The sequence below is a fragment of the Reichenbachiella sp. genome, from assembly GCF_033344935.1.
GTDB lineage: Bacteria > Bacteroidota > Bacteroidia > Cytophagales > Cyclobacteriaceae > Reichenbachiella.
Window position 1 is genome coordinate 259,061 of the sequence record NZ_JAWPMM010000001.1, and the last position, 26,401, is coordinate 285,461.

Genomic DNA, 26,401 nt, shown 5'->3' on the forward strand with positions numbered 1-26,401 from the left:
AGAAAAATGAAAAAGTCGTTACGTCATGCGATCACGGTCGCAATAATTTTTAGTCTTTCAATTACTCAATCTCTTCACGGCCAATTTGGGTTTACCTTACCGAAAGGTGCAGAAAGCGTTGAGATTCCATTTCAAAATTTTAATAACCTAATCGTTTTAGAGGTTACCCTCAAAAACAAAGTAGCTGTCAATTTCATATTGGATACCAGCATTGAACACACCATTCTTACCGAAAAAGCTGTTGGTGACTTTTTGGAGTTTCGATATGCTCGAAAGATGAAACTGGGGCAAAATGCAGACGAGATCTACTATGGCCACGTAGCCATAGATGCTAAAATGTCCTTGTCAGATAGTGTGTCGACAGGTGACGTTTCTTCTATGTTGGTTTTAGAAACTGATTATCTGAATTTGGCAGGGTTGGCCGGGACTAAAGTACATGGTCTCATTGGTTATGATGTATTCAAAAGTTTTGTGGTAGAGGTGGATCATTCCAAGTCAATCCTTACCCTCCACAAACCTGAATCATTCGACAAACCCAAAGGTTACACCGAATTGCCGATGAATATCGTCGAACGCAAGCCATATATAGAAACAGAAGTGGTGCTGGAAAGTTGGGAAACACGAAAAATGAACTTCATGCTCAAATCAGGCGCCAGCCATGCCGTGTTTTTTGAAGACGACTCCGTGGATTACTTTCTTCCTTATAGAAATTTGGAAGTACCAATTGGTCAGTCATTTGGTGGAGAAATATTGGGTCATGTCGGCAGGTTGAGAAGTTTGGATATTGATGACTTTTCGCTGGAAAATCCTTTGGCCACTTTTGCCAAGCCAGAACATATTAATCAAAACGAAGAGTCCAAAAAATATGGTGATGGGTCCATTGGCCAAGGCGTTCTACAACGCTTTAATGTAATCTATGACTTTCACCATTCTAAAATTTACCTCAAAAAGAACAACAGTTTTTCGGATCTATTTGAATACGACATGAGTGGAATAAGTATCTCAGTCAAAAATGAAAAAGACTATTCCTTTGCTATCAAGTCTCTTCGAAAAGGGTCTCCTGCAGAAGAATCCGGCATACAAGCTGGAGATATTATCTTGTCGATCAATGACGTACCACTCACCATCGATAACTATGGAGAATTCCTAAACCTGTTTCTTACCAAAGAAGGTAAAAAAGTAACCTTCGTGGTGAAGCGCGGGGAGGAACAACTTGAATGCAGCTATCGATTAGCTCGATTTATCTAATTTTGGCGTACACCTTTTTGTTCAGTACTGGACATTTCAAGCACTCGTTTTAGTCGTCTGATTCTTGTAAGTAGTTGACAGTCTTGTGGTTAATTACTTCGGCACAACGTTTGTCAAAAAATAAGCAGAATTATACGACTATGCTTAGAAATTATATCACCATTGCTATTCGCAATATCCAGAATAGCCCGGTCTATTCCACTATCAATGTGATTGGCCTGACGATTGGAATCGTGAGTAGTTTACTGCTGTACCTCTATATTGATTTTGAAAAAAGCTACGATAGTTTTCATTCCAATATGGAAAATATCTATAGAGTCACGACAAAAGCCAATGTCCAAGACACTGAATTCCATGTTCCTCTTGCGCCTTCGCTTGTCGGCTCAACATTAAAAAACGAGTTTGGCGCTGTAGAAAACTTCGTAAGGGTAACTAGTCGAGGAGAAATGCTCATCGCAGTCAAGGAAAACTACTTTTATGAGAATGATATTCTACAGACAGACTCCTCATTTTTTGAGGTTTTCGATTTCGAATTGCTTGAAGGAGATAGAGGTACTTGCCTTAGTGAGCCAAATACCATGGTCATTTCTGAATCCCTGGCCAACAAATGGTTCCCCAGTGCTTCCGCGATAGGTCAATCTGTCAAAACGGATGGAGAAGATACGAAATTGATTACGGGTATTATGGCTGACCCTAAAATCAACTCAAGCATTCGTGCACATGGTCTGATTTCTTATGGAATGAACTCACCCGGACAAGACTCTTGGGGCAACATGAATGATCAAATTTTTTTACTGCTTTCCGAAGACACTGAGGCCAATGATGTATTACCCGTCATGAGCCAATTGTATGATAAATACATGGCTCCTATTTATAACCAATTTAGTGCCTCTGCAGAGTTTTCTCTTCAGCCTTTAAAGGAAGTTCACCTTTATTCCAATTTCGACATGGACTTTGGCGCCGAAGGCGATATCAGCTACCTATACATTTTTAGTGCCATTGGATTTTTCATGTTGCTTATCGCCTGTATCAATTACATGAATTTGGCGACCGCAAGATCTGTCTCTCGTTCGAAGGAAGTCGGCATCAGAAAAGCCATGGGTTCATATAAAACGCAACTCATGGGTCAGTTTTTGACCGAGTCTGTGGTCATCGCATTTATCTCTCTTGGTATTAGCCTGATTCTAACCTTCTTTTTAATTCCACACTTCAACGAATTGGCCAATCTTGCCATTGATCAGAATTTTATCAACCTTAAAATGTTGGTGATATTATTTGCTGTAGTATTGTTCGTCGGACTAGTAGGAGGAAGTTACCCCGCTTTCTATTTATCAAGATTCAAAGCTGCCGAAGTTCTCAAAGGCAAATCACAAAAAAGCAAGGGCAACGAATCACTGCGTAAAGTATTAGTTGTAGCTCAATTCGCGATTTCTTTAGGAATGGTGGTGAGCACCTGGATTGTTTTTGATCAGTTAGAATTCCTGCGGAACAAGGAACTCGGCTTCAATAGAGAGCAAGTAGTAACGGTCACTTTAGAAGGAGAAAAAGTTAGAGAGAAGTTGGATGTGCTCTCTCAGCAATTACTTCAAAATCCAAATGTAGAATCTGTAGGCTCAGGCTTTGGTGTACCTGGCACCAACTCAATGAGCATGAGCGGCATTCGAGTAGAATCTGCTGATGGCTTAATGATTGAAAAGATTTTTCAAAACATTACAGTTGACAACCAATACTTTCCGACTCTAGAAATACCTATTGTTGAAGGTCGTAATTTTTTGGCTGACATTGGAAATGATACGGCTTCAGCCGTAATAGTGAACGAAGAAATGGTACGTGAAATGGGTTGGATAAACCCAATAGGAAAAAAGTTTGGAAGATTTCTCAATGATGACCTGGACACTCAGGAATATACCGTAGTCGGAGTGGTTCAGGACTATCACCTCATCTCCTTGCAAGAACCTATTGCCCCGCTTGTGGTTTATAATGGTATTAACAATGGACAAATGATTGTCCGAATGAAAGCTGCTAACCTGACATCAACGATGTCGGAAGTAGAAGAGACTTTTAAATCAGTAGTAACGAACCGCCCATTTGAATATGCCTTTTTAGACCAAGGCTTTCAACAGCAGTACGTCGCTGACGAAAAAAGAGGAGAAGTCTTTGCCATATTTTCCATGCTCACTATTGCGATTGCTTGTTTGGGCTTATTCGGTTTAGCCTCTTACACCGCCGAAACTAAGCGAAAAGAAATAGGCATAAGAAAGGTAGTTGGAGCCAGCGTAATGACCATTATCATCATGATGTCGAAAGATTTTCTTAAACTGATCATCTTATCCATGATAGTGGCTTTTCCAATTGCCTATTACTTTATGGATCAATGGCTGGAGGACTTTGCTTACGCCATGGAGCTCAGCTGGACAAGTTTCGCTTTATCTGCAGTATTTACACTGTTCATTGCATTTGTGACCGTACTCTATCATTCCCTAAAGTCAGCGGTAGCCAACCCTTCGTCTGCGATACGAGATAACTAATAAAAAATCAATGGAATGGAAAAGCGGTTTCGGCCGCTTTTTTTGTTGATTTGCATCACGGTTTTGCCAATATCGCTGTCGTTAAAAACAATTATTAACATCAAATAAGATTGCTGTTCAATTATTTGAATATTGTGCTTAACTTAATGAAAATTTGTCCGCATGAAGCAATACATACTGGCGCTTGACCAGGGAACCACAAGTTCAAGAGCTCTTCTTTTTGATCACAAAGGCAAGGTTGTGACCATGGCTCAAAAGGAGTTCAAGCAGATTTATCCAAAGCATGGCTGGGTCGAGCATGACCCCTACGACATCCTAAAATCACAGTTGGATGTGATGTACGAAGTCATTAAAAAAAGTAAAGTAAACAATTCCCAAATTCTAGGTATTGGCATTACCAACCAACGAGAAACCGCCATCGTCTGGGACAAAAAGACTGGAAACCCTGTATATAATGCTATTGTTTGGCAAGACACCAGAACCTCTGACTTTTGCCAGCAACTTAAAAATGATGATGACTTTGAGGACTATGTCAGAGAAAATACCGGACTAGTCATCGACTCTTATTTTTCGGCGACCAAAGTGCACTGGATACTTAATAATGTAAAAGGAGCGAAAAAGGCTGCTGAAGCAGGAGATCTTATTTTTGGTACCGTTGACACCTGGTTGATATGGAATCTTACCAATGGCGCTTCACATATCACGGACTTTTCCAATGCCTCCAGGACTATGCTCTTCAATATTTCCGAGCTGAGCTGGGACGAAGAACTATTAGAACGATTCGAAATTCCTAGGCAAATGCTTCCTGATGTAACTCATTCCGGTTTTCATTTTGGAATGGCCCAGGTGCAAGGCGGAGACATCCCTATCATGGGTGTCGCCGGAGACCAACAAGCAGCGCTTTTCGGGCAAGGTTGTTTCGATCCAGGTCAGGCCAAAAACACCTACGGAACAGGATGTTTTCTGTTAATGAATACAGGAGAAAAAATTCAATATTCAAAAAATGGTCTGCTCACTACAATTGCGTGGGGACTTAATGGGAAAATCGAATACGCGCTTGAAGGTAGCATCTTTATGGCCGGAGCAGCCATACAGTGGCTCCGCGATGGACTGAAAATGATCAACTCCGCAGAAGAAACAGAAAGAATTGCTCAGCGGACTAATGGAGACAGTGGCGTTTATATGGTTCCGGCTTTTTCGGGACTTGGCGCTCCTTATTGGGACATGTATGCCCGAGGAGGAATATTCGGCTTAACGCAAGACACCACCAATGACGAAATCATAAAGGCCACCTTAGAATCTCTGGCCTACCAAACACGCGATATACTGTTTGCGATGGCCAATGACTCAGGGGTCAAACTAGATTCACTTCAGGTAGATGGCGGTGCCTCCGCCAATAATTACCTGATGCAGTTTCAGGCAGATATACTAAATGTACCTGTGGAGAGGCCTAAAAACGTGGAATCAACAGCACAGGGGGCTGCTTTCCTTGCAGGAATTACTAGTGGTCTATGGAACATGGCCGATGTACGAAAGAAAAAAGCATTAGAAAAAACATTCAAGCCTAAAATGGACGATTTTACCAGAGACTACCTCTACACAGGTTGGCACAATGCTGTGAAGAGATGTATGAATTGGGCTAGATAAAAAGTAAACATTTCATAACAATCCGAAAATGGCGCTACTGCTTATTTTCGTCTTGTTTTGCACAAAAAAATTATGTCACAACCTTCCTTTTCATATCAAACCAGACCACGCATCATCCAAAACTTAAGGAATGAGTACTATGATGTGATCATCATTGGTGGAGGAGTAACAGGAGCGGGTATCGCACTGGATGCTGCCACTCGAGGACTTAAGGTAGCCTTAATAGAAAAAAAAGATTTTGCCTCCGGAACAAGCAGCAAATCGACCAAACTGATTCATGGTGGGCTAAGGTATCTCAAGCAGTTCGAGTTTAGTCTGGTTCGTGAGGTCGGTAAAGAGCGATCTATTCTTCACGAATTGGCCACTCATTTGGTGAGACCAGAAAAAATGCTTTTGCCTTTGATTAAAGATGGCAATTACGGGAAAATTATTACCTCCGTTGGTTTAATGGTCTATGATGTATTGGCAGGAGTAGAAGAAGAAGACCAGCGCAAAATGCTCTCCGTAGATGAGACCATGAAATGCGAGCCTCTTTTGGACCCGAGCATAATTGAAGGCGGCGGGCTCTATGCCGAATACCAAACTGATGATTTTCGTTTGGTGATGGAATTGATCAAAACATCGGTAAAGTTCGGAGCGCAAACCTTGAATTATACCACTTGTACTGACTTGTTGGCCAAAGGAGGAAAAGTATGCGGAGTGGCCGTACATGACGAAGAGTCCGGCGAGGACTTCAAAATCTATGGAGATTATGTCGTCAATGCAGCTGGACCATGGGTGGACCAAGTTCGTAAGTTCAACAAGAAAGTAAAAGAAACGAAACTCCACCTCACCAAAGGCATTCACATCGTAGTACCCTACGAGAAGCTACCCGTTCAGCAGTCGGTGTATTTCGATGTGTCAGATGGTAGAATGATCTTTGCCATTCCAAAAAATGACGTGACTTACATTGGTACCACAGACACCAACTATAAGGGCAATCCAAGAGACGCACGTACGGAGAAAAAAGATGTAAAATATCTAATCAAAGCGGTTAATGACGCCTTTCCGTCTATTGAACTAAAAACAGAAGATGTGCTCTCCTCATGGGCCGGTGTTCGTCCTTTGATTCAGGAAGAAGGTAAATCAGCCTCAGAAATTTCAAGAAAAGACGAAATTTTTATTTCGGATAGAGGACTAATCTCTATTGCCGGCGGCAAGCTGACTGGTTATCGAAAAATGGCTAAGCGGACGGTTGATTTAGTTTTGGAAATGAAAAGCTCCCGTTCCGGCATTACCAAGAAAGCTAAATCCAAAACCAAGAAGGTCAAATTCAATGGCAACAGCTTTAAAAACACAAAAGAAGTGGCTAGCTATAAGGAGAAACTTCAAAGCGAAAACAAACAGTTTAGCAAAAATCAAATCGCGTATCTGGTGGATACCTACGGAGATCAGGCACAAACCATTCTGAACTTTTCTGAAAGGCTGCCCGGCAAAAATGAGGAAACCAAAATATTGAAAGCAGAGGTGCGATTTTGCATTGAAAGTGAAATGGTCATGCATCTTACAGACTTCTTTATCCACCGAACTGGGCGTTTATTTTTCAACATCCAAAGTGTTAAAGACCATTTGAATATGGTCGCCACTGAGATGAAACATTGGCTGGATTGGTCTGCTGATCAGATGAAGGCAGAATTGGTTGCTATGGAGATAGAAATAGACAAGGCAACAAACTTTAAATAACTCAGAATAAATTCACAATGAAAAAACTCCTATTATCACTTTCTATAATTGCATTATTCGTCTTCGATGCCCAATCACAAAGCACCCCTTCCTATAAGGTCATCACTGTGATTGAATCTATCGTTCCTGGAGGATTGGGTCGATCCAGGCTCATTGATGGACAAACAGAAATCAATATTGATGACTTCACTACCGAGCGGACCGATGGGAAAAAAAGCTCCCAAAGTGATGTTAGCCGAGCTGATGCGAAAGTAGATCGATTTGAAGAATCCAAACTGCTTAATTTTTATAGCCTGACTGGTATCAATTTTCAAAACGTGGCTTCAAATGATGCATTGATTACCTCAAAGTTGAATGAACTAACGGAGGAAGGTTGGGAACTAGCATTCGTAACAAGCGGAGTAGAAAGTGACGCCGGCGCAAAAGATGGTAAGGGACTTTTTATTACTCGTTTTATCTTCAAGAAACCTTAGACTGAACGGATATGATAAACTGGGGAATAGATCTTGGCGGAACAAAAATAGAAGGCGTAATACTTGACTCCTCGGCAGATAATAAAATTATCGCTAGAAAGAGAATCCCCACGGAAGGAGACAAAGGTTATCACCATGGCCTCTTTCAAATAAAAAAGCTAGTAGAGATGCTCAGCTCAGAAAGTGGCCAAAAGCCCTCTCAAATTGGGATTGGAACGCCAGGATCTATTTACCCTCCAACAGGCCATCTGAAAAACTCTAATAGTCAGCATCTCAATGATCAGCCATTTTTAGTAGACCTACAGAATTTACTGCAAATACCTGTCTACATGGCCAATGATGCCAATTGTTTCGCCCTGGCCGAAACTCAGATGGGTATTGTACCAGAAATAGCCCCAAATGCAAAAGTCGTTTTTGGGGTAATTATAGGAACTGGCGTGGGTGGTGGATTGGTGGTAAACGGAGAAATCCTCAATGGCGCCAATGGTATCGCTGGTGAGTGGGGGCACAATTTTCTTCATGAATCAGGTGGTCCCTGTTATTGCGGAAAAACTGGTTGCGTAGAAACCGTCATTTCCGGCCCGGCATTAGAACGATATTATACCGAGAACTCTGGCCAGTACAAATCATTAAAAGAGATCGTAGCTGATCGTCAGTCAGACCCTTTGGCTAAAGCCACGATAGATAGACTCGTCAAGTTTTTCGGCATAGGTCTATCTTCAATCATCAATACCATTGACCCCGATGTAATTGTAATTGGAGGCGGAGTGGGCAACATAGACCTGTTATACTCGAAAGGAATTGAAGAAGTCAAAAAACACGTTTTCAACCCAGACTGTGCCACACAAATATTAAAACCTAAACTGGGAGACTCAGCGGGTGTGTTTGGAGCAGCCTTTCTCAATTAGTTTTTGCATTCCGCTTAATAAGCTCTAATTTTCATTCCAAAATCCTCCTGTTTTGGTTCGTAGTGCACTAAAAGAAAAATCGCTCAACAACCCCGATGTTCCATTTCGTTTTCGGGGTGTAGATAATACCCGTGTCGAGGCCTTGTCGGACGGCGTATTCGCTATTGCTACAGCCCTTTTGGTTATCTCATCTTCCATACCAGAGACCTATGCTGAGCTTCTTCATTTTCTCAAAGACCTTGTGCCTTTTGCTCTCTGCATGGCCTTGTTGATGCTCATCTGGTATCAACACTACGTTTTCTTTATTCGATATGGATTCAAGGATGCCACCATTGTAGCGGTCAATACACTCCTGCTCTTTTTGATCTTATTTTATATCTATCCGCTCAAATTTTTAATGCAACTGCTTTATGATATGTTTTCGGCTATGTTTACCCAAAACCAAGAAGCCTTTCAGCATATCTTCACCGAGGTTATCCGAATGGAAAACACGCCTCATTTAATGGTGATCTATGGTTTTGGTGCGGCGTGCATATTTTTTACGTTGGCCGTGATGTATTTAATTGCGTATAGACGAGCAAGCAGCCTGGGGTTGAATAATAGAGAAAAATTTATGACTAAAGTAAGCATGCGGGCGAATGTGCTGATGGGAGTTATTCCATTGGTTTCTTGTTTATTTTGCCTATTACCTATTAGCCCCAATATCTCCTTCACGATTGGAGGATTTATTTATTGGCTTTACCCAGCAGTCATGATGCCTTTTGGTGTCAGAAATAAAAAATTATTGTCCAAAATTTCAAACTAGATCGTTCAATGAAAATTGTATCATATAACGTAAACGGCGTTCGAGCCGCTATCAAAAAAGGCCTCCTCGACTCTTTCGAAGACATGCAAGCCGACATTATTTGCCTTCAGGAAACCAAAGCGCAAGACGATCAGGTTCTAGAAGCTTTGGGTGAAGACTTTCCTCACCACGTATCCTCCAATAGTGCGGTAAAAAAAGGCTACAGCGGGACTTGCACCATCAGTAAAAAGGCTCCGCTTTCTGTCACCAAAGGCATTGGCATCGAAGACCATGACCAAGAGGGCCGCGTACTGACCAGCGAATTTGAAGATTTCTATTTGGTCAATGTTTATGTTCCGAATTCAAGTCGCGAACTCAGACGGTTGGATTATCGAGAAGGATGGGATGTGGACTTTAAAAATTATTTGAAAGGACTAGAAGCTAAAAAACCGGTAATCGCCTGTGGTGATTTCAATGTCGCACATCAAGAGATCGACATCGCCAGACCAAAATCCAACTATAATAAAACGGCTGGTTACACCCAGGTGGAAATCGACGGCATGACCAACTTCCTTGAAGCTGGATTTGTGGACACCTTCAGACATCTACACCCTGAGGAAGTAGCCTACAGCTGGTGGAGCTATCGAGCTGGTGCCAGAGAGAAAAACATTGGCTGGCGTATTGATTACTTTCTGGTAAGCAATCCTTTAGCTGCAAAAGTAAAATCTGCGGCTATCCACCCCAACTATCAAGAGTCAGACCATTGCCCAATCAGCATTACCCTTTAAGTCGATATGATCACCATTCCATCTAATAACGATTACGAGGCCTTTTTTCAAGGACAAAAAATCGCCGATCACCCGAAGAAAAGAGCCATGTCCATGCTGCTGGCTATTGTTGCTGGTTTGCTTTTGTATACTGGATTAAAGACGACACCCATGGACGAAAAGCTGACCTATGCCGGGGTACTAACTTTGGTCTATGTGTTCTTAGGAAGGAATTTTATTTTTAAAATAAAGATTAAGAACCTCTGGAATCAAAAGAAGGAAACCAACCCAGAACTAATCATTAATAAAAAAGGTGTGGAGATCAAACACCACATCCCAGAAAGGTGTAAGACAATGGCTTGGACAGATTTTGGATATTACAAAATAGAAGAGCAGGTAGCTTTTCTCTATCCTAAAAAGTCACCGGAAAAATGGTTGACACTTTCCCTTAAAAAAATAGAAAGAGAGCAAAAGCAAGACCTCAAGCAATTGATTAAAGAGAAAATTAAAATCACTCAACCACAAAAATAATGAGCGTCTACTTAGCAGAGTTTATTGGTACTGCCATCCTCATCCTATTTGGGGGAGGGGTAAATGCCGGTGTTAGCCTTCACAAAAATTACTTCCAGGGAGGTAGCTGGCTAGCCATCTGCGTGGGCTGGGGATTGGCCGTTGCCATGGCGATTTATGCCGTTGGAGGTATTTCAGGGGCACATATCAATCCCGCCGTAACCCTAAGTTTTGCTTTGGTGGGTGGCTTTGATTGGGCTCTCGTTCCTGGCTATATTATCGCCCAATTTTTAGGTGCAATGGCCGGTGCTACATTGGTATGGTTACATTATCTGCCACACTGGAAGGCCACTGATGACCAAGGGACTAAGCTAGGCGTGTTCTGTACCAGCCCTGCTTTGAACTCTAGATATGCTAATTTATTCAGCGAGGTTTCGGGCTCGTTTGTCCTGATTTTTGCACTTTCTTTTTTGGGATTAAACCAATTCACCGAAGGGCTTAACCCTTTGGTCGTCGGACTCCTCATTTGCATGATTGGTCTGGCCTTGGGAGGTACTACTGGTTTTGCCATTAACCCAGCCAGGGACCTAGGACCGAGAATTGCCCATTTTATATTACCCATTGCCGGCAAAGGAAAGTCCGGTTGGGGGTATAGTTGGATTCCTGTGATTGGCCCATGGTTCGGAGGAGCACTAGGAGCGCTCAGCTATCAGGCTATATTTAATCAAAACATAATATTCACGCTGTATCCATGCACTTTGGCTGTATTAGTTTTGGTTGTTCTCGCAGTCAAAGAGCAAAGCTCAAACACCGAAACCAAATGAAACTTGTCAACTACTTTTTCGCCTTGGGCCTTAGCCTGACTCTCACTTTTTGTCAATCAAACTCCAACACGATGAAATATGCCAACCTTGATGTACAGGGCCACCGTGGCGCACGAGGCCTCCTGCCCGAAAACACCATTCCTGCTTTTATCAAAGCCGTAGAGTTAGGAGTCACTACGCTGGAATTGGATTTAGCCGTAACCAAAGACAAGCAGCTTTTGGTTAGTCATGATCCATTCATGTCTCATAAGTTTTCGACCACACCCGAAGGCAATCACATTGAAAAGCACAATGAGTTGGAGCACAACATCTATCAAATGAGCTATGAGGAAGTCAAAACCTATGACGTAGGAACGAAGTTTCAAAAACAATTTCCTGATCAGCAATTGATGAAAGCTCACAAGCCGCTATTCAAGGAAGTAGTAGATGCAGTTAATGAGTATATAGAGAAAAATCAATTACCTCCTGTTCGATACAATATTGAAATCAAAAGCAACCCGGTGGGTGACTCCGTCTATCACCCAGCACCAGAAGAGTATTCGAAACTGGTCTACGAATTTATCACCACTGAGATGGATACGGCTAGGCTCAACGTGCAATCTTTTGATTTTAGAATTCTCCAATATTATCATGAGAATTACCCAGAGATCAAATTGGCTGCGCTGGTAGAAAACCCTTTACCCATCGAAGAAAACCTGGCCAATCTCGGCTTTACTCCACAAATCTATAGCTGCTATTACCATTTGCTCGACGCAGAAAAAGTGAAATGGCTTCAAGCTCAAGGGATGCAAGTCATTCCCTGGACGGTAAACGAGCAGGAAGACATCAAAAAAGTACTTGATTGGGGTGTAGATGGGATTATTTCTGACTACCCAAATCGCGTATTAGAAATTATTTCGAATTAACTTTGAAGCTTGCATAATCTTTAAAGGGCGGATTTATCAACTATGGAAATACCAAGTCTTAGTGACATCAAGCGTGCGCACACGCGAATAACTAAATATATCGTACGAACACCAATCATTACTTCCCAAACCATCAATGAGATGGTCGGTGGTGAGGTGTTTTTCAAATGTGAAAATTTTCAAAAAGTAGGCGCATTCAAAATGCGTGGTGCTTCTAATATCATCATGTCGTACAGACCAGAGGAGCGTGTCAACGGATTCGTGACCCACTCCTCAGGAAACCATGCACAGGCCGTGGCTTTGGCATCGAAAGTAGCGGGAGCCAAAGCGTACATCGTAATGCCAGAAAATGCACCACAAGTAAAAAAGGATGCAGTAAAAGAATATGGTGCAGAAATCACTTTCTGTGAACCAACAGAAGAAGCGCGTGTAGCGGCTTGTGCCAAAATCATGGAGGAAACTAATGCTATCCAGGTACACCCATTTCACGATCCTAGAATTATTGCTGGTCAAGCAACCTGTGCCAAGGAATTTATCGAAGAGCACCCAGACCTAGATTTTATGATCTCACCAGTAGGTGGCGGTGGTTTGGCAGCGGGGTCTGCTTTGGCGCTAAGCTACATCAGCCCTACTACCAAAATGATCTTGGCCGAACCGTCCAACGTGGACGATACTTATAGATCTTTTAAATCTGGCAAACTTGTAGGAGTAGATAATCCTGATTCGATCGCTGATGGGCTTCTTGTATCTGTTGGAAAACTGAATTTTGAAATCATCAAACAGCATGTATCAGATATCTATCGTGTAGAAGAGCAAGAGATCGTAGATGCCATGCGCCTGATTTGGGAAAGAATGAAAGTGATCATCGAGCCGTCTAGTGCAGTGGCCGTGGCCGCCATGCTCAAAAACAAAGAGCAATTTGCTGGCAAGAAAACCGGATTGATCATTACCGGAGGCAATGTGCAGTTGGATGCGTTGCCATTCTAGTGCATGCCGTACTCATTCAGGCGCTCAACGCCTTTCTGAGCAACTTGCCGCATTCATTGCGGCACCCCTCACTAATAGAGCAGCTGTATATTCAAGCAGATCACGGGACAAGCCCGCGAATTACTCCCCATTGGAGAAGAGGGCTGGGGAGATTGAAAGGCACTGTCCTTCCGGTCTTCGTCATCACCCGGCATCGTTCGGGTGATCCGCCTGTGGTGAGTAGGCTATTACGAATGAACTACGAGCCGCATGGATAGCCCGACAAGCAGGGCTATGACTTTACGCCGATGTTGGTCTTGTGACCAACATCAAACACTTACTACCCATATATCTCATTGAGAATACCCGCCAATCGAATACCTGCTTTCAGCAACCGCTCATTCACAATTGAGAGGTTCTTATAGTCGTATTCGTATCGCAGCTTGCCGTCTTCTGGAAAGTCGTACACATTTTTCCTGTAGCCCATGGCTTCATCTACCCAAACCATAATACCCTCGCTCTGCCACTGGCTGATCTGATCATCGGTTGCATGATCTATCCATTGGCAATATTCCGTATAGCTCAGCTTCTGATTATCTATGATGCCGGCGTCCCATACCCGATGAAGGTTGAAGCTTTTCTCCCACATATAGTCGACCTTGACGGTATTGCCACCTAAGTCTTCGCCATTACCTACATGCAAGGGTTGATGAATGTCAGCCACGAGGTGCACGAGATACTTCAAATTCTCAAGCTCAGTATCATAAGAAAACTGTTTCGTCTTCAATTCAGCCATAATTCTGGTAATTGCCTGAATGACATCTCCTTCTTCAGGTACACCAGCTTCCTCATACGTTTTGCCGTCTGGGATGGTACAGTAATGCCAGGGAGACATAAAATCATTGGTGCTGTCGGAGCGGATAAAATCCATATAGTTACCCACCATGCCTAGTTGCTCATCGCCTAGAATGGTCTGTATATTTTTCTTGGCTTTGTTTGTCAGATGATCATAGGCGATTTGTCCAACTACGCGGTGGCCCGTTTGTCCCCATGAAAATGCGGTAGCATAAGTGATACAAAGGAAGAGTGTGGATAGAAGAAATTTTTTCATATCAATATTGGATTCAAGAATAGTGAAGATAATCCTAAATGCCCTTTAATAAAGCCTCCGATTTAGAAAAGTCTTCTTTTCGAATTTTGATGACTATATCCGAATCGAAAGGATTACTCCCCACATAATCATCAAGATCACCAGATTTTTCGAATGTCCGCTCAAAGGGGATATTATGATTTTGTAAAATCTCAATCAGTGCCTCGGCTTCTAAGGGGTCTTGGTAAGTGCGGAAGAGGGTCATGGTTTATGACCCTTTTATCTCCAGAAAAGGGTACAATGCAGGGTGTATTTTAAAATTATCCGTTCCCAGTTTTTGTGACATCAAGTAATTCTTTTTTGATTCATCAAAATCAAACTCAAAAGCATACTCATTCTGTCTAATTTCTCGTCCTATAACAGATAATGATACAAGGTGATTTATGAAATCTTTATTCTTTTCCGGGGACAATTGGATTTTGGCTTCCTCCATGCCATGCATCAAAAGTGTTTCAGAAATCACATTATCTACTCCGATTAAGGAGTATAAAAAATCTTCCATTTGCTGAAACGATATACCATTTTCAACCACTAAAGAAGTAAACACCCAAGAGGAATAGTCTTTGTATGCTTCGAGCAGGTCGTTTTCTTCAATTTTTATATGCCCCCTAAGGATTGCTTTTTCTTGAGCCTTCTTAAAAAAGTAAATTATATCTCTGGGTCTGGGATAAACCCTATTCATAATGAAGTCCTTGACTTTTTCTCCCTGCACGTGATTAGTTACATATTTATCCCACAACAATGCACCATCAACACTTGAATCGTTTAGTTGAACAAACCTTTCTTCAATAATTCTAAAAAAAGCTTCTGGATCGGTCCATTTTAGCTTGGTATATTCAATTTTATCCGGTTCTCGTGCGAATTTTAAAACATATTTGAAAATGTCACTTCGTAGAAATATTGCTAGCCTAAATCGAATATTTTTTTGCTTTGATTTAATCACAGAAATTTCTTGAGCTATTCTACCTGTAACGCTTAACAAGCCAAGAATGCATTTACTAAGTAAATTTACTGTACTGGAATTTGTCCAAGATTTATCTAAATTATCAATCAGAACAATAATCTCATTTTTATCTTCTACAATATTCGCAAACTGCTTTCTAAGATTTGAAAATGTCTTTATGTGGAGTAGTTCGGCAACTTTTAACTTAAATTCCTTTTGAGACAAGTTTTCACTATGATCATAATACTGTTCAAGTTGATTCAATTGTTCTTCTAACCTTATGGATATCTCATTTAAATATAAGTTCTCATTATTTTCAATGAAGCTTAAATATTCATTATCCGCATCCTCCTTAGCATAAATGGGTTTAGATTTTACTTCAAAATATAACATTTTGGCTATTTCCGTATAAATTAGAAACTTCCAAACTGATTCAATCAGAAAACTCTTCTCATAATCTTCTGGCATTTTTTTTAGTAATTGTGTTATTCCGTCTATTTCAAAATTTACGGGCTTAATTAAACACACATATTTTCTAGAGTCATCTGATAAAATTTCGTTCAAATAGATCAAAGAAGCCGACTTTCCTGTTCCTTTCCTCCCAATAATCAAATTATATTCATTTTTTATTAATGAATCCAAATGGGAGGTTTGAACAAAATAACTAAACAATTTGTCGTTTTCATGCTCGGCTACAATTTCACCAAAGTTTATTTTTTGTAATTCAGACTGTTCTTTTATAACCCTCTTTTTTTTCCTTGTTTTTAATAAAAGCTCGGCTATTCTTTGATTTAAATCACTAACAAAAGGAAGGATAATCTTTTCACATTCACTAACAGTATTGTATTTCCTAATCAAATCCTTCAAATCAATAGGAGTGTCATGAGGTTTTTCACATACCATTAATATGTCCTTATCAAGGCCTGCTCCAATTCCAGAAATCAACGAACATTTTGCATTCTGCATTTTAAATCCATTTCTTCTATATGAAGAAAACTCAACCAAAAGAGCTGGACACGATAATAGCTGTTCTATATACCAGCTTAGAGTTTCCACCTTATTTTCTAATGCATCATCAACGATTGTCGGAAGTTTTCCTATTATGTTAGAAATTGACCTTGAATACTCCGTTACGTATTGTCCTTTTACATAAAATAATGCATTCTTTGCTGTACTAGATTTTACAGTTTTTACAAGAGTATCAAACATTCCCTTGTTATTATTATCTAAGAATTCGTAAAAGCCGTTAACAATATCTGCGCTATTCGAATAAGAATGATACCCAATATTCTCTAGCAAGTTCAGCTCCTTATAAAGTCTGAAAGAATCAGTTATTGATATGTCAAAAATTAAAAAGATAGGTTTATCAATAGCAAGGGCGTAACCAATTTCAAACAGGACATTTTCATTCATGCCTGTTAAATCTGCACACAGAAAGTCAGCGTTATTAATTTCTTTGAAAATTTCTGATATAATTCGCTTTCCATTTACATTCATATCAGTCCAAAGCCTAATGTGAACATCTCCAGCTTTGTTAATTTCAGAAACAGCTTTTGAAATACTTTCCCCAGATGAAGCCGGTTGAGAACCATATGCGAAGAATCCGTTTTCCATTATTTAAAAAAATTAACAATTAAAAGAATATATAAATCTCGAAGTGCTCCTGATCAGCGACAACTAGACAACCGACCTTAGGATAATATTAAATGAATAATAACAGCATTCAAAACCGTTAGGTCAGAACTTTTCTTGGCGAAGAATAATGTTTATCTTCTTTCCTTAAACCAATAAATACTAAACATGAACTTCACCAAGACCCCGCAGGCATTGATTTGCCTGTGCCTGATCGCGTACAGCTGTACGCAAACCCTACAAGAAATACCCCCTCAGCAGTACACCATCGAGCAATTCATGGATGTAAAAGAAATCTATGGCGGGTACTTTTCACCTGATGAATCCAAAGTACTGATCGGTAGTAAGGAATCTGGCGTGTACAACGCCTTTGAAGTGTCTCTGGAAACAGGAGAGAAAAAACAGCTGACGCAAGCTACAGATGACGGCGTTTTTCCGATGTCGTATTTCCCTGAAGACGATCGCTTCATTTTCGCTTCAGACAAAGGAGGAAATGAAATCACGCACATCTATGTGAATCAACTCGACGGTATGACTAAAGACCTGACCCCAGACTCTGCGGCCAAGGCCAATTTTTGGGGATGGAATTACGACCGTACAAAAATGTTTTTGACTTCCAACAAGAGAGACCCAAGATTCTTCGACTTGTACTGGATCAAGCTGGACGATATCGGCAACGAAAGTAAGATGTACGAAACACAGCTATTTTATCAGAATGAAAAAGGACTCAACCCCAGTCTCGTTTCTAATGATGAAAAGTTTATTGCGCTGCATCAATCCATCACCACCAATAATTCGAACATGTATTTACACAGTGTAGAAACTGGTGAAACCAAGCTGATCAGCGAACATGAAGGTGATGCAGACTACAGCCCGGAATTTTTTAGTCTGGATGGCTCCGAGCTCTTCTATCTCACCAATGAAGGTTACGAATTTATGTACCTGAAAGCTTACAACCTCCAAACAGGTGAAAGCAGAGTGGTAGAAAAAGAAGACTGGGACATCTTTTATTCCTACTTGTCCCGAACGGGCAAATACCGCGTGTCCGTGATCAACAACGATGCGAAAACCGAAGTCAAATTTTTTGACGGCCAAACTGGAGAACCTATCCAGATCTCAGGACTGCCAGAAGGGGACATCTCAGGTGTAAAGATTTCAGAAAGCGAAAATCTGATGAGTTTCTATATGACCAACTCCAACACGCCACGAAATTTATATGTCTATGATTTCCGTACCAGTACTTACAAAAAGCTAACCGACACCATGAACCAGGAAATCAACCCAGATGATCTAGTGGCTGGCGAAGTGATTCGTTTTCCTTCCTTCGACGGAATGGAAATACCTTCGATTTTGTACAAACCCAAAGGTTTGAAACCCGGAGAAAAAGTACCCGTCATGCTAATGATTCATGGCGGTCCAGGCGGACAAACCAGACTCAATTACACACCAAGACTTCAATATTATGTCAATCATGGATATGCCTTCCTTGCGGTAAACAATCGTGGAAGTTCTGGCTATGGCAAAACATTTTATGCAGCCGATGACTTAAGACATGGACAAGATGATTTACAGGATTGTGTAGAATCGAAAAAGTTTTTAGCTACGCTCGACTACATCGATACCGACAAGATCGGAATCATGGGAGGAAGTTATGGCGGATACATGGTGATGGCCGCACTAGCCTTTGCGCCTGAGGAGTTTGCCGTAGGCGTTAATTATTTCGGCGTGACCAACTGGTTGAGAACCATAAGATCAATTCCACCTTGGTGGGAATCTTTCAGAGAGGCACTATATACAGAAATGGGCAATCCCAACACTGAAGATTCGGTAGCGTTGTACAACAAATCACCATTGTTCTTTGCACATCAGATCACCAAGCCTTTCATCGTATTGCAAGGGGCAAATGACCCTCGCGTACTCCAGGTAGAATCGGACGAGATGATAGAAGAAGCCAGAAAAAACAATGTGCCTGTAGAATATGTACTCTTCGACGACGAAGGACACGGATTCAAAAAGAAAGAAAATAATATTACTGCTTCTAAAGAAGTCTTAAAGTTCTTAGATAAGCATCTGAAGGGAGTGGAGAATTAAATAATGGGCTGTCTCAAAAGAAAAAACACGTCTTCGCGAACGGAGTGAAGCGACCTTGAAATCAATTCAACCAAATAGAATGAGATTGCGTCACTCCGTTCGCAATGACGGACAGTTTTGAGACAGCCGTATTAATTAAGTCACTTCGCGTAAGACTCAATCACATCGATCATCGCCTCCTGACAAACCGGACAAAAATAGTCCGTACGGGTAAACATGATGCAATTGGGTGAAGAGCGATAAATGCCCACCGAGGCATAACCTGCTCCTTCAAAAGCACCCACTTTCTTCGAGAAGTCCGCATTTTCTAAAAAGTCCTGTACTCGAGCATCTTCAGCCGTTACCTTTTCATCATACAGCTTTTCTGCTGCCGCTATAGCTTCAGCTGGTGCTTGTGCTTTTTTTAAAGCTGCGATGCTGTCGTTCAGCATACGACGCTCGGCTTGCCATTTCAAGCTAGTGCTATCGTAGAAAGCTTTGTTCCATGATGTAGGGAGTTCGATGCCCTCGGATAACAAATGTTTCCATTTCACATTTTCCGGATCGAGTAGCGCTGTGATGTTTGGTTCAGCAGGCTCATAGCCTTGCGGATAAAAATCGTTGTAGGCCGACGAAGAGGTGTAATACTCATCCGCCAACCCGAAAAACGAGTGGCCGAACTCATGCACCATCAGATACTCACTAAAGATATTATCTGAGGTGTAGGTACAGTAAAAATTGTAAATACCGCCTCCGCCATATCGGCTGTGGTTCACCATAATGTACAAGGCATCGTAGGGCGCATGGCCGGCAATATCCCTCAGGGCTTTGTTGTCCTCGGTCAACAAATACCTTTCCGACCCCATAGAATTGAAAGTGGCACTTACGGCTGTGTTCTTATCTATACCTGCTCTTGGCTCATCGATGCCACTGTCTTCCGATGGTTTCAACACACCGCGAATATTGAATCTATCTTTATACGACTTGCAAGGCTCTGCCTGGAAAAAGACTTCTGTAAATCTCTTCAAGTCATTTTGAAATTTTTGGTTGTCAGCTGCCGCGTAACCTTCCCCTACAATCAGAATATCGGCTTTTATATGTGGATCGCCATTGTCCAGACTAGCATAGACATTGACTTCAGCATCTTTCTCTGCGATCTTCCTTTCCGAAGGATCAATAGTTGTTCGATAGACTTCATTGAGGTTGCCGTCTTTATCTCTTTTGTCCAAAGCGAAAACGACAGACTTCAAAGGTTTTGGGATGATGGCCGACTCGTGAAACCGCTTCACTTCGCCATTGATGGCGGGTGTACTGGTTTGGTATTCTTTGAAATAGCTATCAAAACCTTTAGAATAAATCAACTTACCGGAGGCTTGATCATATACTTTGTGATAATATGCACCGTAGTTGAGCGAGTCGACTAAGGTCACCAAACTACCCGCCCAGCCCTCGTAAGAATAGAGCTCATCTACTTCAACTGTTTCCGTCTTAGCATCTCCTTCATGGAAATAGTCTATTCGCAAAGTCTGGTCCGTGAAGTATTTTTCAAAAGTAGTTGTTGGTTTTTGTTCACAGCACATGAGGCACACCACTAGCGCGGAAATTAGGAAGAGTCTTTTCATCATTTTTAAGGTTTTAAGAAGGGGTAAATTAATGGAAATCGATGGATTCGGAAAAAGAGAAGTCTCCATATAAGTTGTCATTTCGACCGGATGGGAGAAATCTCGTTAAGATAGCTTCCGTAATTAGTGGATATTAAGATTTCTCGTTTCGCTTGAAATGACAAGAGAAAATGGAAATTGATGGATGGCTAATTCTAGATTCCGTCATTGAAGCAAAGTGAGACCCCTCCTTCCGCACTGCTTTCCGAGGGGGACTTCTCCCTGTGGTCGAAGTGACGACAAAAAAATAGCGCGCCCCGAAGAGAAGCGCGCCATAATCACCAACCTAACCTTAAACAATGAATCGCGAGTGCGCGATCATGAATAGATTTATACTCTGCTTATTTAAATGGAATTTGATTAGAAATAGTTCCCAACCAACTAAATCTTTTGCGGGCCTGTTCCGCAATCTGCCTGAAGAAACCACGGTAGATGCCGCAACGGGTACCATAGCCGTCAAGTTAAGAAGTTGTTTATGGTCTTAAACACATTTTGTTTTCCGTTTTTGGTTTCAGTGAGATATTTTCTATCAGATCGGATGAGTAATTTTTTAAACCAGTATTCTAGGGGTTGGTCTTCAAAAACAACTTTCTTGAGGTCATTAGATAGCCTAAAAGCTGTTTTGAAAAATTTATTCTGACTGCACCGTATAGCCATTCCTTGGTCAAGCAAGCCCTGTTCTATTAACCTGAAGGCTTGATAGTGGAGCATGATCCAGATAAAGCGGGCAATAAGCTGGCACTGGAATCTTTCCTGTTTCATAGCTTTCATTTTGTCAATTCGGGCTTGTGATTTCCAGGCTTTGAATACAAGTTCGATTTGCCAGCGGGTGCGGTATATGCCTTGAACCTGTGAAGTGGAAACCCATGCTTTTGGCACATTGGTTATAAATATGTTCAGCCATGCCCTTGTTTTATACTCTTTACTGACCTTGTGTCTACCATGGGCTGCTCTTTCAGCCCTCAATAAACGTTGTTTGTAAACCTGCTCGGGCACTTTTGCAACAATCATTCGCATCGGCATATCTGCGATTTTCACCTCCAGCTCTAAAGCAGGCAATGTGTGTTTGTTGAGTTTTCTCAATATGGCAGAAAAGTCGATTGGAGCCTGGTCCACATCCTGAACGCCCCACCTGCTGTTTAAGCGGTTCAGGAAATAAGCCCCTTGTTGGGAAACATGCTTCAGATAGTGCTGGGTCACATAGCCCAAGTCCCGAACCAAGAGGTCTCCCTTTTCGATATCGCCCAGGGTTTGCCTAGAATCTGTTTGATCATTACGGCAGGCTGCCGTCAATTCCAGCCTTTGAGTGACATTGGTAAGCAAATCATATTCATACTGGATACTGATCTGGGCCTTGCTGCCTTGGCCTCCATGACCTTTGAACGTTTTGGCATAAGCCTCTGGAAGCGTGTACCGTGTAGAATCTTTGACCATCACCCGATTGAACCGCTTAAATTTGTTTTGTTCAGATGGGTTCAAATTCAGCTGCCCAGCCAGCAATTGGCTAAGCAAAGCACTCATAAATTCGACAGCCTTGATATTGAACCGCTCTTGGACGGCTTGTTTTGAAATAGACAAACCATGTTGCTCAACAAAACCATTGGCCAGATCCTCAAGGCTCACTTGATCTAGGTACTGATCACAAAAAAGAAGTAGATCAAGGAACTTAGATGCGTCCAAACGTGACTTACGCTGTACAAAGCCACTCTCCCTGGCCAAAAGATCAAGTTTCTCTTTAGAAAAAATCTTATTTAAACAGCCTGAAAAACAACTGGCCTTAGCCTCAATTAGTTGTGAAATTTCTTGTCGGTTCTTCCCCAAACAGTATTTTTGAGAAAGAAAAAAGGCAGGTCACTAATACATCAAAAGCCCGCCTTTTTGTTCATTTAAAAATCAAACAAATATGGGGAAGAACACTAGGTATTCCTAACTGGGATACCATGCCCAAACCACAAATTCAGTCGAGAAAACCTTAGCTTGACGGCTATGGCAACGGGTACGGCAAGGGCAGGAATCCAAATAGTAGAATGAAGAAAAATAATTCGTCATTGCGAACGAACGGGACACCAAGGTGTAGCAATCTCGTCAATCAATCCGTATCTGAACTTCAAGATCACTTCGTGTCACTCGTGATGACGTATAGAATAATACGATCTTCGCCTCCTTGCACTCTAATTTGTAATCCACATGCTAGGTTCACCAAACACAAAACGCTTACTTTTGTGCCTTAATTTCAAGGTGTGAATCAAAAAGAGTTACTTTCCTTATACAAATCCCAGGCGACAGTTCAAGCATTGGCGGAAGCCGTGAAGCCAAACGAAAATAAGCACATCAATTTGAAAGGATTGATAGGAAGCCTTGATGCCATCACTGCGGCAGCCACATACCAGCTCAACCACCAGAATCACATTTTCATTCTGCACGAAAAAGAAGAAGCGGCTTATTTCTATAACGATCTTCAGAATCTCCTGGGTGATAAAGAAGTTCTACTATTTCCATCTTCTTATAAACGCGCCTACGAATTTGAGGAAACGGAAAATGCCAATATCCTCATGCGTGCTGAGATCCTCAACCGAATCAACAACAAATCTTCCGCAGGAGAGCTGATCGTGACCTATCCAGAGGCACTTACCGAAAAGGTGATCAACAAAAAATCTTTAGTGCAAAACACCTTCACTGCCAAGGTGGGCGAGCAAGTCGACAGTGATTTTCTCACCGAACTGCTGCTCAACTACGGTTTTGTGCAAGACGACTTTGTATACGAGCCGGGTCAGTTTGCTGTACGTGGGGGCATTGTGGATATCTACTCCTATGCAGGTGAATTGCCATTTCGTATCGAATTGTTTGGCGATGAAATCGAAAGCATACGGACGTTCGATCCTGAAAGTCAATTGTCGAAAGACAACCTCAAGACCATCAACATCATTCCGAATATCCAGACCAAACTGCTGGAAGAGACTCGTCAGTCGTTTTTGGACTACGTGCCCAACAATTCAAAAATCTGGATCAAAGACTATCAGAATACCATGGATGTACTGGACAAGTCTTTCGCCAAGGCGAAAGAAAGTTTCGACACCATCTTAGAAGCCAGCGGTGGCGCTAGCCTGGCCATGGACCCCAACCAGCTTTTTGAAACCAGTGCTTCGTTTGAAGCGGCTATTGAGGACTATGTCAAAATAGAATTTGGAAATCGATTCTACTTGAATGGGGCAGATGCTTTTAGCTTTGATGCCAATCCTCAACCGTCATTCAATAAAAACTTTGACCTGATTGCAGAAAGTCTGGAATCCTTTCAGGAAAAGCAATATGCGACGCTGATTGCGTCTGAGTCAGAAAAGCCGATTCAACAACTCACTTCGATTTTCGAAGAAATCAATCCATTTATCAAATTCGATTCTTTGATTCTGGGTTTAAGAGAAGGGTTTGTGGATAATCAGACACAGCTGACCTGCTTCACCGATCATCAGCTTTTCGAAAGGTTTCACCGCTACAAAGTCCGTAAGAAGCATTCGAAATCCAAGGCGCTCACACTGAAAGAACTGCGCACGCTAAATCCTGGAGATTATGTGGTGCACATCGATCACGGGATCGGCCGATTCGCAGGTCTGGATATGGTCGACGTGAGCGGCAACAAACAGGAAGCCGTTCGCCTCGTATATCGCGACGATGATTTGCTGTATATCAGTATTCACTCGCTGCACAAAATCTCGAAGTATAGCGGCAAAGAAACCGGGCCTCCACAAGTAAGTAAACTCGGTTCGCCCGAATGGGAGAACAAAAAGAAGAAGGTTAGCCGAAAGGTCAAAGACATCGCCAAGGAGCTCATTGCGCTCTATGCGAAAAGAAAAGCCGCTCCGGGTTTTAGCTTTGGGGAAGATGGCTACTTACAGGCAGAGTTGGAAACTTCGTTTCTCTATGAAGATACGCCTGATCAGGCCAAAGCGTCTGAAGATGTGAAAGTGGACATGCAAAAGCCACATCCTATGGATCGTCTGGTTTGTGGCGATGTAGGGTTTGGGAAAACGGAAGTGGCGATCCGCGCGGCCTTCAAAGCCGCAGTTCATGGCAAGCAAGCTGCGGTACTCGTGCCTACCACGATTTTAGCCATGCAACATTACCACACCTTCCACGAACGATTGGCCAATTTTCCCGTGACGGTAGAATATATCAACCGCTTTCGCACTACAAAAGAAATCAAAGACATTCTCGCCAGAGTGAAAGAAGGAAAAGTCGATATCCTGATCGGCACGCACCGAATTGTAAACAAAGATGTAGTCTTCAAAGACCTTGGTCTTTTGGTCATCGATGAAGAGCAAAAATTTGGTGTAAAAATCAAAGACAAACTCAAAGAAATCAAGGTAAACGTGGATACGCTCACGCTTACCGCTACACCGATTCCTAGAACGTTGCACTTTTCGCTGATGGGAGCGCGCGACTTGAGTGTGATCTCTACACCTCCGCCCAACCGACAGCCAGTGACTACCGAGATTCATGTCTTTAGCGAAACCATGACGCGTGACGCCGTGAGCTATGAATTACGTCGCGGTGGACAGGTTTTCTTTGTCCACAACAAAGTCAGCGATATCGAAAGTGTGGCCAACCTGATTCACCGACTGGTGCCAGACGCGAGGGTGGGCTATGCCCACGGCCAGATGGAAGGGCCGAAGCTGGAAAAAACCATGCTTAAGTTTATCGAGGGTGAGTACGATGTGCTGGTTTCCACCAATATCATCGAAAGTGGGCTCGACATTCCCAATGCCAACACCATCATTATCAACAATGCGCAAAATTTCGGATTGTCAGATCTCCACCAGATGCGTGGTCGTGTTGGGCGATCCAACAAGAAGGCCTTTTGCTACCTGATCACACCACCTACTTCTCACTTGTCGTCGGATTCGAGAAAGCGACTCAGCGCTTTGGAGGAGTTTTCTGATTTGGGAGATGGATTTAAAGTGGCCATGCGAGATTTGGATATTCGTGGTGCTGGTAATTTGCTCGGGGGTGAACAGAGTGGTTTCATTTCTGATATCGGTTTTGACATGTACCACAAAATTCTCGACGAGGCGGTCAACGATCTTAAAGAAAATGAGTTCAAGGACCTATTCGAAGATCAAGCGGTGGATGTGAAGGCACTGGTTTCGGATTGCATCATAGAGACGGATTTGGAAATTCTTATCCCGGAGGATTACGTCAAAAACATTACCGAAAGGCTAAGTATCTACACACAGATCGACAATATCAAATCTGAAGCAGAACTCAATATTTTTGAGCAGTCGGTTTTAGACCGGTTTGGAAAAATTCCTCAATCTGTTATAGACCTTTTCAAAACGGTAAAACTTCGCTGGTTGTCCATTGATTTAGGTTTTGAAAAGCTGGTACTGAAAAATGGCCGAATGCGTTGCTACTTCCCGCCAAAGGACAATGATGCCTACTATCAGTCTGCAGCCTTTGGACATATCATCGGCTATGTACAGCAGCATCCAAAAACCTATCAACTCAAAGAGATCAAAGACAAACTGATGCTCGTGATGGCCGATATAGAAACTATCGACAAGGCAGTGGAGCAGCTCAATAATATTTGGGTGAGCCTAAAGGGAAAATAGACTTTGCATTCTTTTTTCATTATCAGCCTCCATTAGGTAAAAGCACGCTAGCTTCGCGCC

19 protein-coding genes are annotated in these 26,401 nt (G+C 42.1%); 14 read left to right on the forward strand and 5 right to left on the reverse strand.

Annotated features, from left to right (window positions below):
- The first annotated feature begins 6 nt into the window (after positions 1–6).
- The 12 genes from R8N23_RS01110 (at position 7) to R8N23_RS01165 (ending at position 13,303) form a co-directional block, all read left to right on the forward strand.
- Entirely contained in the window at positions 7–1,248 is a 1,242-nt protein-coding gene (locus R8N23_RS01110) for a PDZ domain-containing protein (protein ID WP_318169717.1), read from the forward strand.
- A gap of 140 nt (positions 1,249–1,388) precedes the next feature.
- Positions 1,389–3,776, forward strand: a complete 2,388-nt coding sequence (locus R8N23_RS01115; protein WP_318169718.1) for an ABC transporter permease — start codon at positions 1,389–1,391, stop codon at positions 3,774–3,776.
- A 162-nt stretch (positions 3,777–3,938) separates the two neighbouring features.
- A complete protein-coding gene (gene glpK, locus R8N23_RS01120) occupies positions 3,939–5,423 on the forward strand; it encodes a glycerol kinase GlpK (RefSeq protein WP_318169719.1) in 1,485 nt (494 codons plus the stop codon).
- Between the two features lie 72 nt (positions 5,424–5,495).
- The gene (locus R8N23_RS01125; protein WP_318169720.1) at positions 5,496–7,145 is read left to right on the forward strand and encodes a glycerol-3-phosphate dehydrogenase/oxidase; all 1,650 of its coding nucleotides are present in this window, start codon (positions 5,496–5,498) and stop codon (positions 7,143–7,145) included.
- Between the two features lie 17 nt (positions 7,146–7,162).
- Complete coding sequence (locus tag R8N23_RS01130) at positions 7,163–7,618, forward strand: hypothetical protein (RefSeq protein ID WP_318169721.1); 456 nt, start codon at positions 7,163–7,165, stop codon at positions 7,616–7,618.
- 11 nt (positions 7,619–7,629) lie between these two features.
- Positions 7,630–8,526 (forward strand): ROK family protein, encoded by an 897-nt coding sequence (locus R8N23_RS01135; protein WP_318169722.1) that lies wholly within the window; start codon positions 7,630–7,632, stop codon positions 8,524–8,526.
- Between the two features lie 52 nt (positions 8,527–8,578).
- Positions 8,579–9,331: a TMEM175 family protein gene (locus R8N23_RS01140; protein WP_318169723.1), complete on the forward strand. Its 753-nt coding sequence runs from the start codon at positions 8,579–8,581 to the stop codon at positions 9,329–9,331.
- An 8-nt stretch (positions 9,332–9,339) separates the two neighbouring features.
- Complete coding sequence (locus tag R8N23_RS01145) at positions 9,340–10,098, forward strand: exodeoxyribonuclease III (RefSeq protein ID WP_318169724.1); 759 nt, start codon at positions 9,340–9,342, stop codon at positions 10,096–10,098.
- A 6-nt stretch (positions 10,099–10,104) separates the two neighbouring features.
- Positions 10,105–10,608: a hypothetical protein gene (locus R8N23_RS01150; protein WP_318169725.1), complete on the forward strand. Its 504-nt coding sequence runs from the start codon at positions 10,105–10,107 to the stop codon at positions 10,606–10,608.
- Positions 10,608–11,411, forward strand: coding sequence for an MIP/aquaporin family protein (locus R8N23_RS01155; RefSeq protein WP_318169726.1), 804 nt, complete (start codon positions 10,608–10,610; stop codon positions 11,409–11,411). Before R8N23_RS01150 ends, R8N23_RS01155 begins: the two co-directional genes overlap by 1 nt.
- 71 nt (positions 11,412–11,482) lie before the next feature.
- The gene (locus R8N23_RS01160; RefSeq protein ID WP_318169727.1) at positions 11,483–12,316 is read left to right on the forward strand and encodes a glycerophosphodiester phosphodiesterase family protein; all 834 of its coding nucleotides are present in this window, start codon (positions 11,483–11,485) and stop codon (positions 12,314–12,316) included.
- 42 nt (positions 12,317–12,358) lie between these two features.
- Positions 12,359–13,303 carry a threonine/serine dehydratase gene (locus tag R8N23_RS01165; RefSeq protein WP_318169728.1) on the forward strand — a complete coding sequence of 315 codons (945 nt, stop codon included), beginning with the start codon at positions 12,359–12,361 and terminating at the stop codon, positions 13,301–13,303.
- Positions 13,304–13,622: 319 nt separating this feature from the next.
- Here R8N23_RS01165 and R8N23_RS01170 read toward each other — a convergent pair whose 3' ends face one another.
- From R8N23_RS01170 to R8N23_RS01180, 3 genes are read right to left on the reverse strand one after another with little or no spacing between them, the layout of a single operon-like run.
- Positions 13,623–14,393, reverse strand: a complete 771-nt coding sequence (locus tag R8N23_RS01170) for a S1/P1 nuclease (RefSeq protein ID WP_318169729.1) — start codon at positions 14,391–14,393, stop codon at positions 13,623–13,625.
- 34 nt (positions 14,394–14,427) lie between these two features.
- Positions 14,428–14,637 (reverse strand): hypothetical protein, encoded by a 210-nt coding sequence (locus tag R8N23_RS01175; RefSeq protein WP_318169730.1) that lies wholly within the window; start codon positions 14,635–14,637, stop codon positions 14,428–14,430.
- A 3-nt stretch (positions 14,638–14,640) separates the two neighbouring features.
- Positions 14,641–16,989 (reverse strand): P-loop ATPase, Sll1717 family, encoded by a 2,349-nt coding sequence (locus R8N23_RS01180; RefSeq protein ID WP_318169731.1) that lies wholly within the window; start codon positions 16,987–16,989, stop codon positions 14,641–14,643.
- Between the two features lie 186 nt (positions 16,990–17,175).
- Here R8N23_RS01180 and R8N23_RS01185 point away from each other — a divergent pair, with 186 nt between their 5' ends.
- Entirely contained in the window at positions 17,176–19,098 is a 1,923-nt protein-coding gene (locus R8N23_RS01185) for a S9 family peptidase (RefSeq protein WP_318169732.1), read from the forward strand.
- A gap of 140 nt (positions 19,099–19,238) precedes the next feature.
- Here the strand turns inward: R8N23_RS01185 and R8N23_RS01190 are convergent, their stop codons facing one another.
- Together R8N23_RS01190 and R8N23_RS01195 are read right to left on the reverse strand one after the other, a co-directional pair.
- Positions 19,239–20,702, reverse strand: a complete 1,464-nt coding sequence (locus R8N23_RS01190; protein WP_318169733.1) for a M64 family metallopeptidase — start codon at positions 20,700–20,702, stop codon at positions 19,239–19,241.
- A gap of 492 nt (positions 20,703–21,194) precedes the next feature.
- A complete protein-coding gene (locus tag R8N23_RS01195; RefSeq protein ID WP_318169595.1) occupies positions 21,195–22,559 on the reverse strand; it encodes an IS4 family transposase in 1,365 nt (454 codons plus the stop codon).
- A 419-nt stretch (positions 22,560–22,978) separates the two neighbouring features.
- On the opposite strand from R8N23_RS01195, the gene mfd reads away from it, so the two are divergent.
- Positions 22,979–26,341, forward strand: coding sequence for a transcription-repair coupling factor (mfd, locus tag R8N23_RS01200; protein ID WP_318169734.1), 3,363 nt, complete (start codon positions 22,979–22,981; stop codon positions 26,339–26,341).
- Positions 26,342–26,401: the final 60 nt, after the last annotated feature.

Excerpts from the sequence above, each read along its gene's own strand:
- R8N23_RS01110 (WP_318169717.1), top strand. The coding sequence starts at position 7 with ATGAAAAAGTCGTTACGTCATGCGATCACGGTCGCAATAATTTTTAGT.
- R8N23_RS01115 (WP_318169718.1), top strand. The coding sequence starts at position 1,389 with ATGCTTAGAAATTATATCACCATTGCTATTCGCAATATCCAGAATAGC.
- glpK (WP_318169719.1), top strand. The coding sequence starts at position 3,939 with ATGAAGCAATACATACTGGCGCTTGACCAGGGAACCACAAGTTCAAGA.
- R8N23_RS01125 (WP_318169720.1), top strand. The coding sequence starts at position 5,496 with ATGTCACAACCTTCCTTTTCATATCAAACCAGACCACGCATCATCCAA.
- R8N23_RS01130 (WP_318169721.1), top strand. The coding sequence starts at position 7,163 with ATGAAAAAACTCCTATTATCACTTTCTATAATTGCATTATTCGTCTTC.
- R8N23_RS01135 (WP_318169722.1), top strand. The coding sequence starts at position 7,630 with ATGATAAACTGGGGAATAGATCTTGGCGGAACAAAAATAGAAGGCGTA.
- R8N23_RS01145 (WP_318169724.1), top strand. The coding sequence starts at position 9,340 with ATGAAAATTGTATCATATAACGTAAACGGCGTTCGAGCCGCTATCAAA.
- R8N23_RS01150 (WP_318169725.1), top strand. The coding sequence starts at position 10,105 with ATGATCACCATTCCATCTAATAACGATTACGAGGCCTTTTTTCAAGGA.
- R8N23_RS01155 (WP_318169726.1), top strand. The coding sequence starts at position 10,608 with ATGAGCGTCTACTTAGCAGAGTTTATTGGTACTGCCATCCTCATCCTA.
- R8N23_RS01160 (WP_318169727.1), top strand. The coding sequence starts at position 11,483 with ATGAAATATGCCAACCTTGATGTACAGGGCCACCGTGGCGCACGAGGC.
- R8N23_RS01165 (WP_318169728.1), top strand. The coding sequence starts at position 12,359 with ATGGAAATACCAAGTCTTAGTGACATCAAGCGTGCGCACACGCGAATA.
- R8N23_RS01170 (WP_318169729.1), bottom strand. The coding sequence starts at position 14,393 with ATGAAAAAATTTCTTCTATCCACACTCTTCCTTTGTATCACTTATGCT.
- R8N23_RS01175 (WP_318169730.1), bottom strand. The coding sequence starts at position 14,637 with ATGACCCTCTTCCGCACTTACCAAGACCCCTTAGAAGCCGAGGCACTG.
- R8N23_RS01180 (WP_318169731.1), bottom strand. The coding sequence starts at position 16,989 with ATGGAAAACGGATTCTTCGCATATGGTTCTCAACCGGCTTCATCTGGG.
- R8N23_RS01185 (WP_318169732.1), top strand. The coding sequence starts at position 17,176 with ATGAACTTCACCAAGACCCCGCAGGCATTGATTTGCCTGTGCCTGATC.
- R8N23_RS01190 (WP_318169733.1), bottom strand. The coding sequence starts at position 20,702 with ATGATGAAAAGACTCTTCCTAATTTCCGCGCTAGTGGTGTGCCTCATG.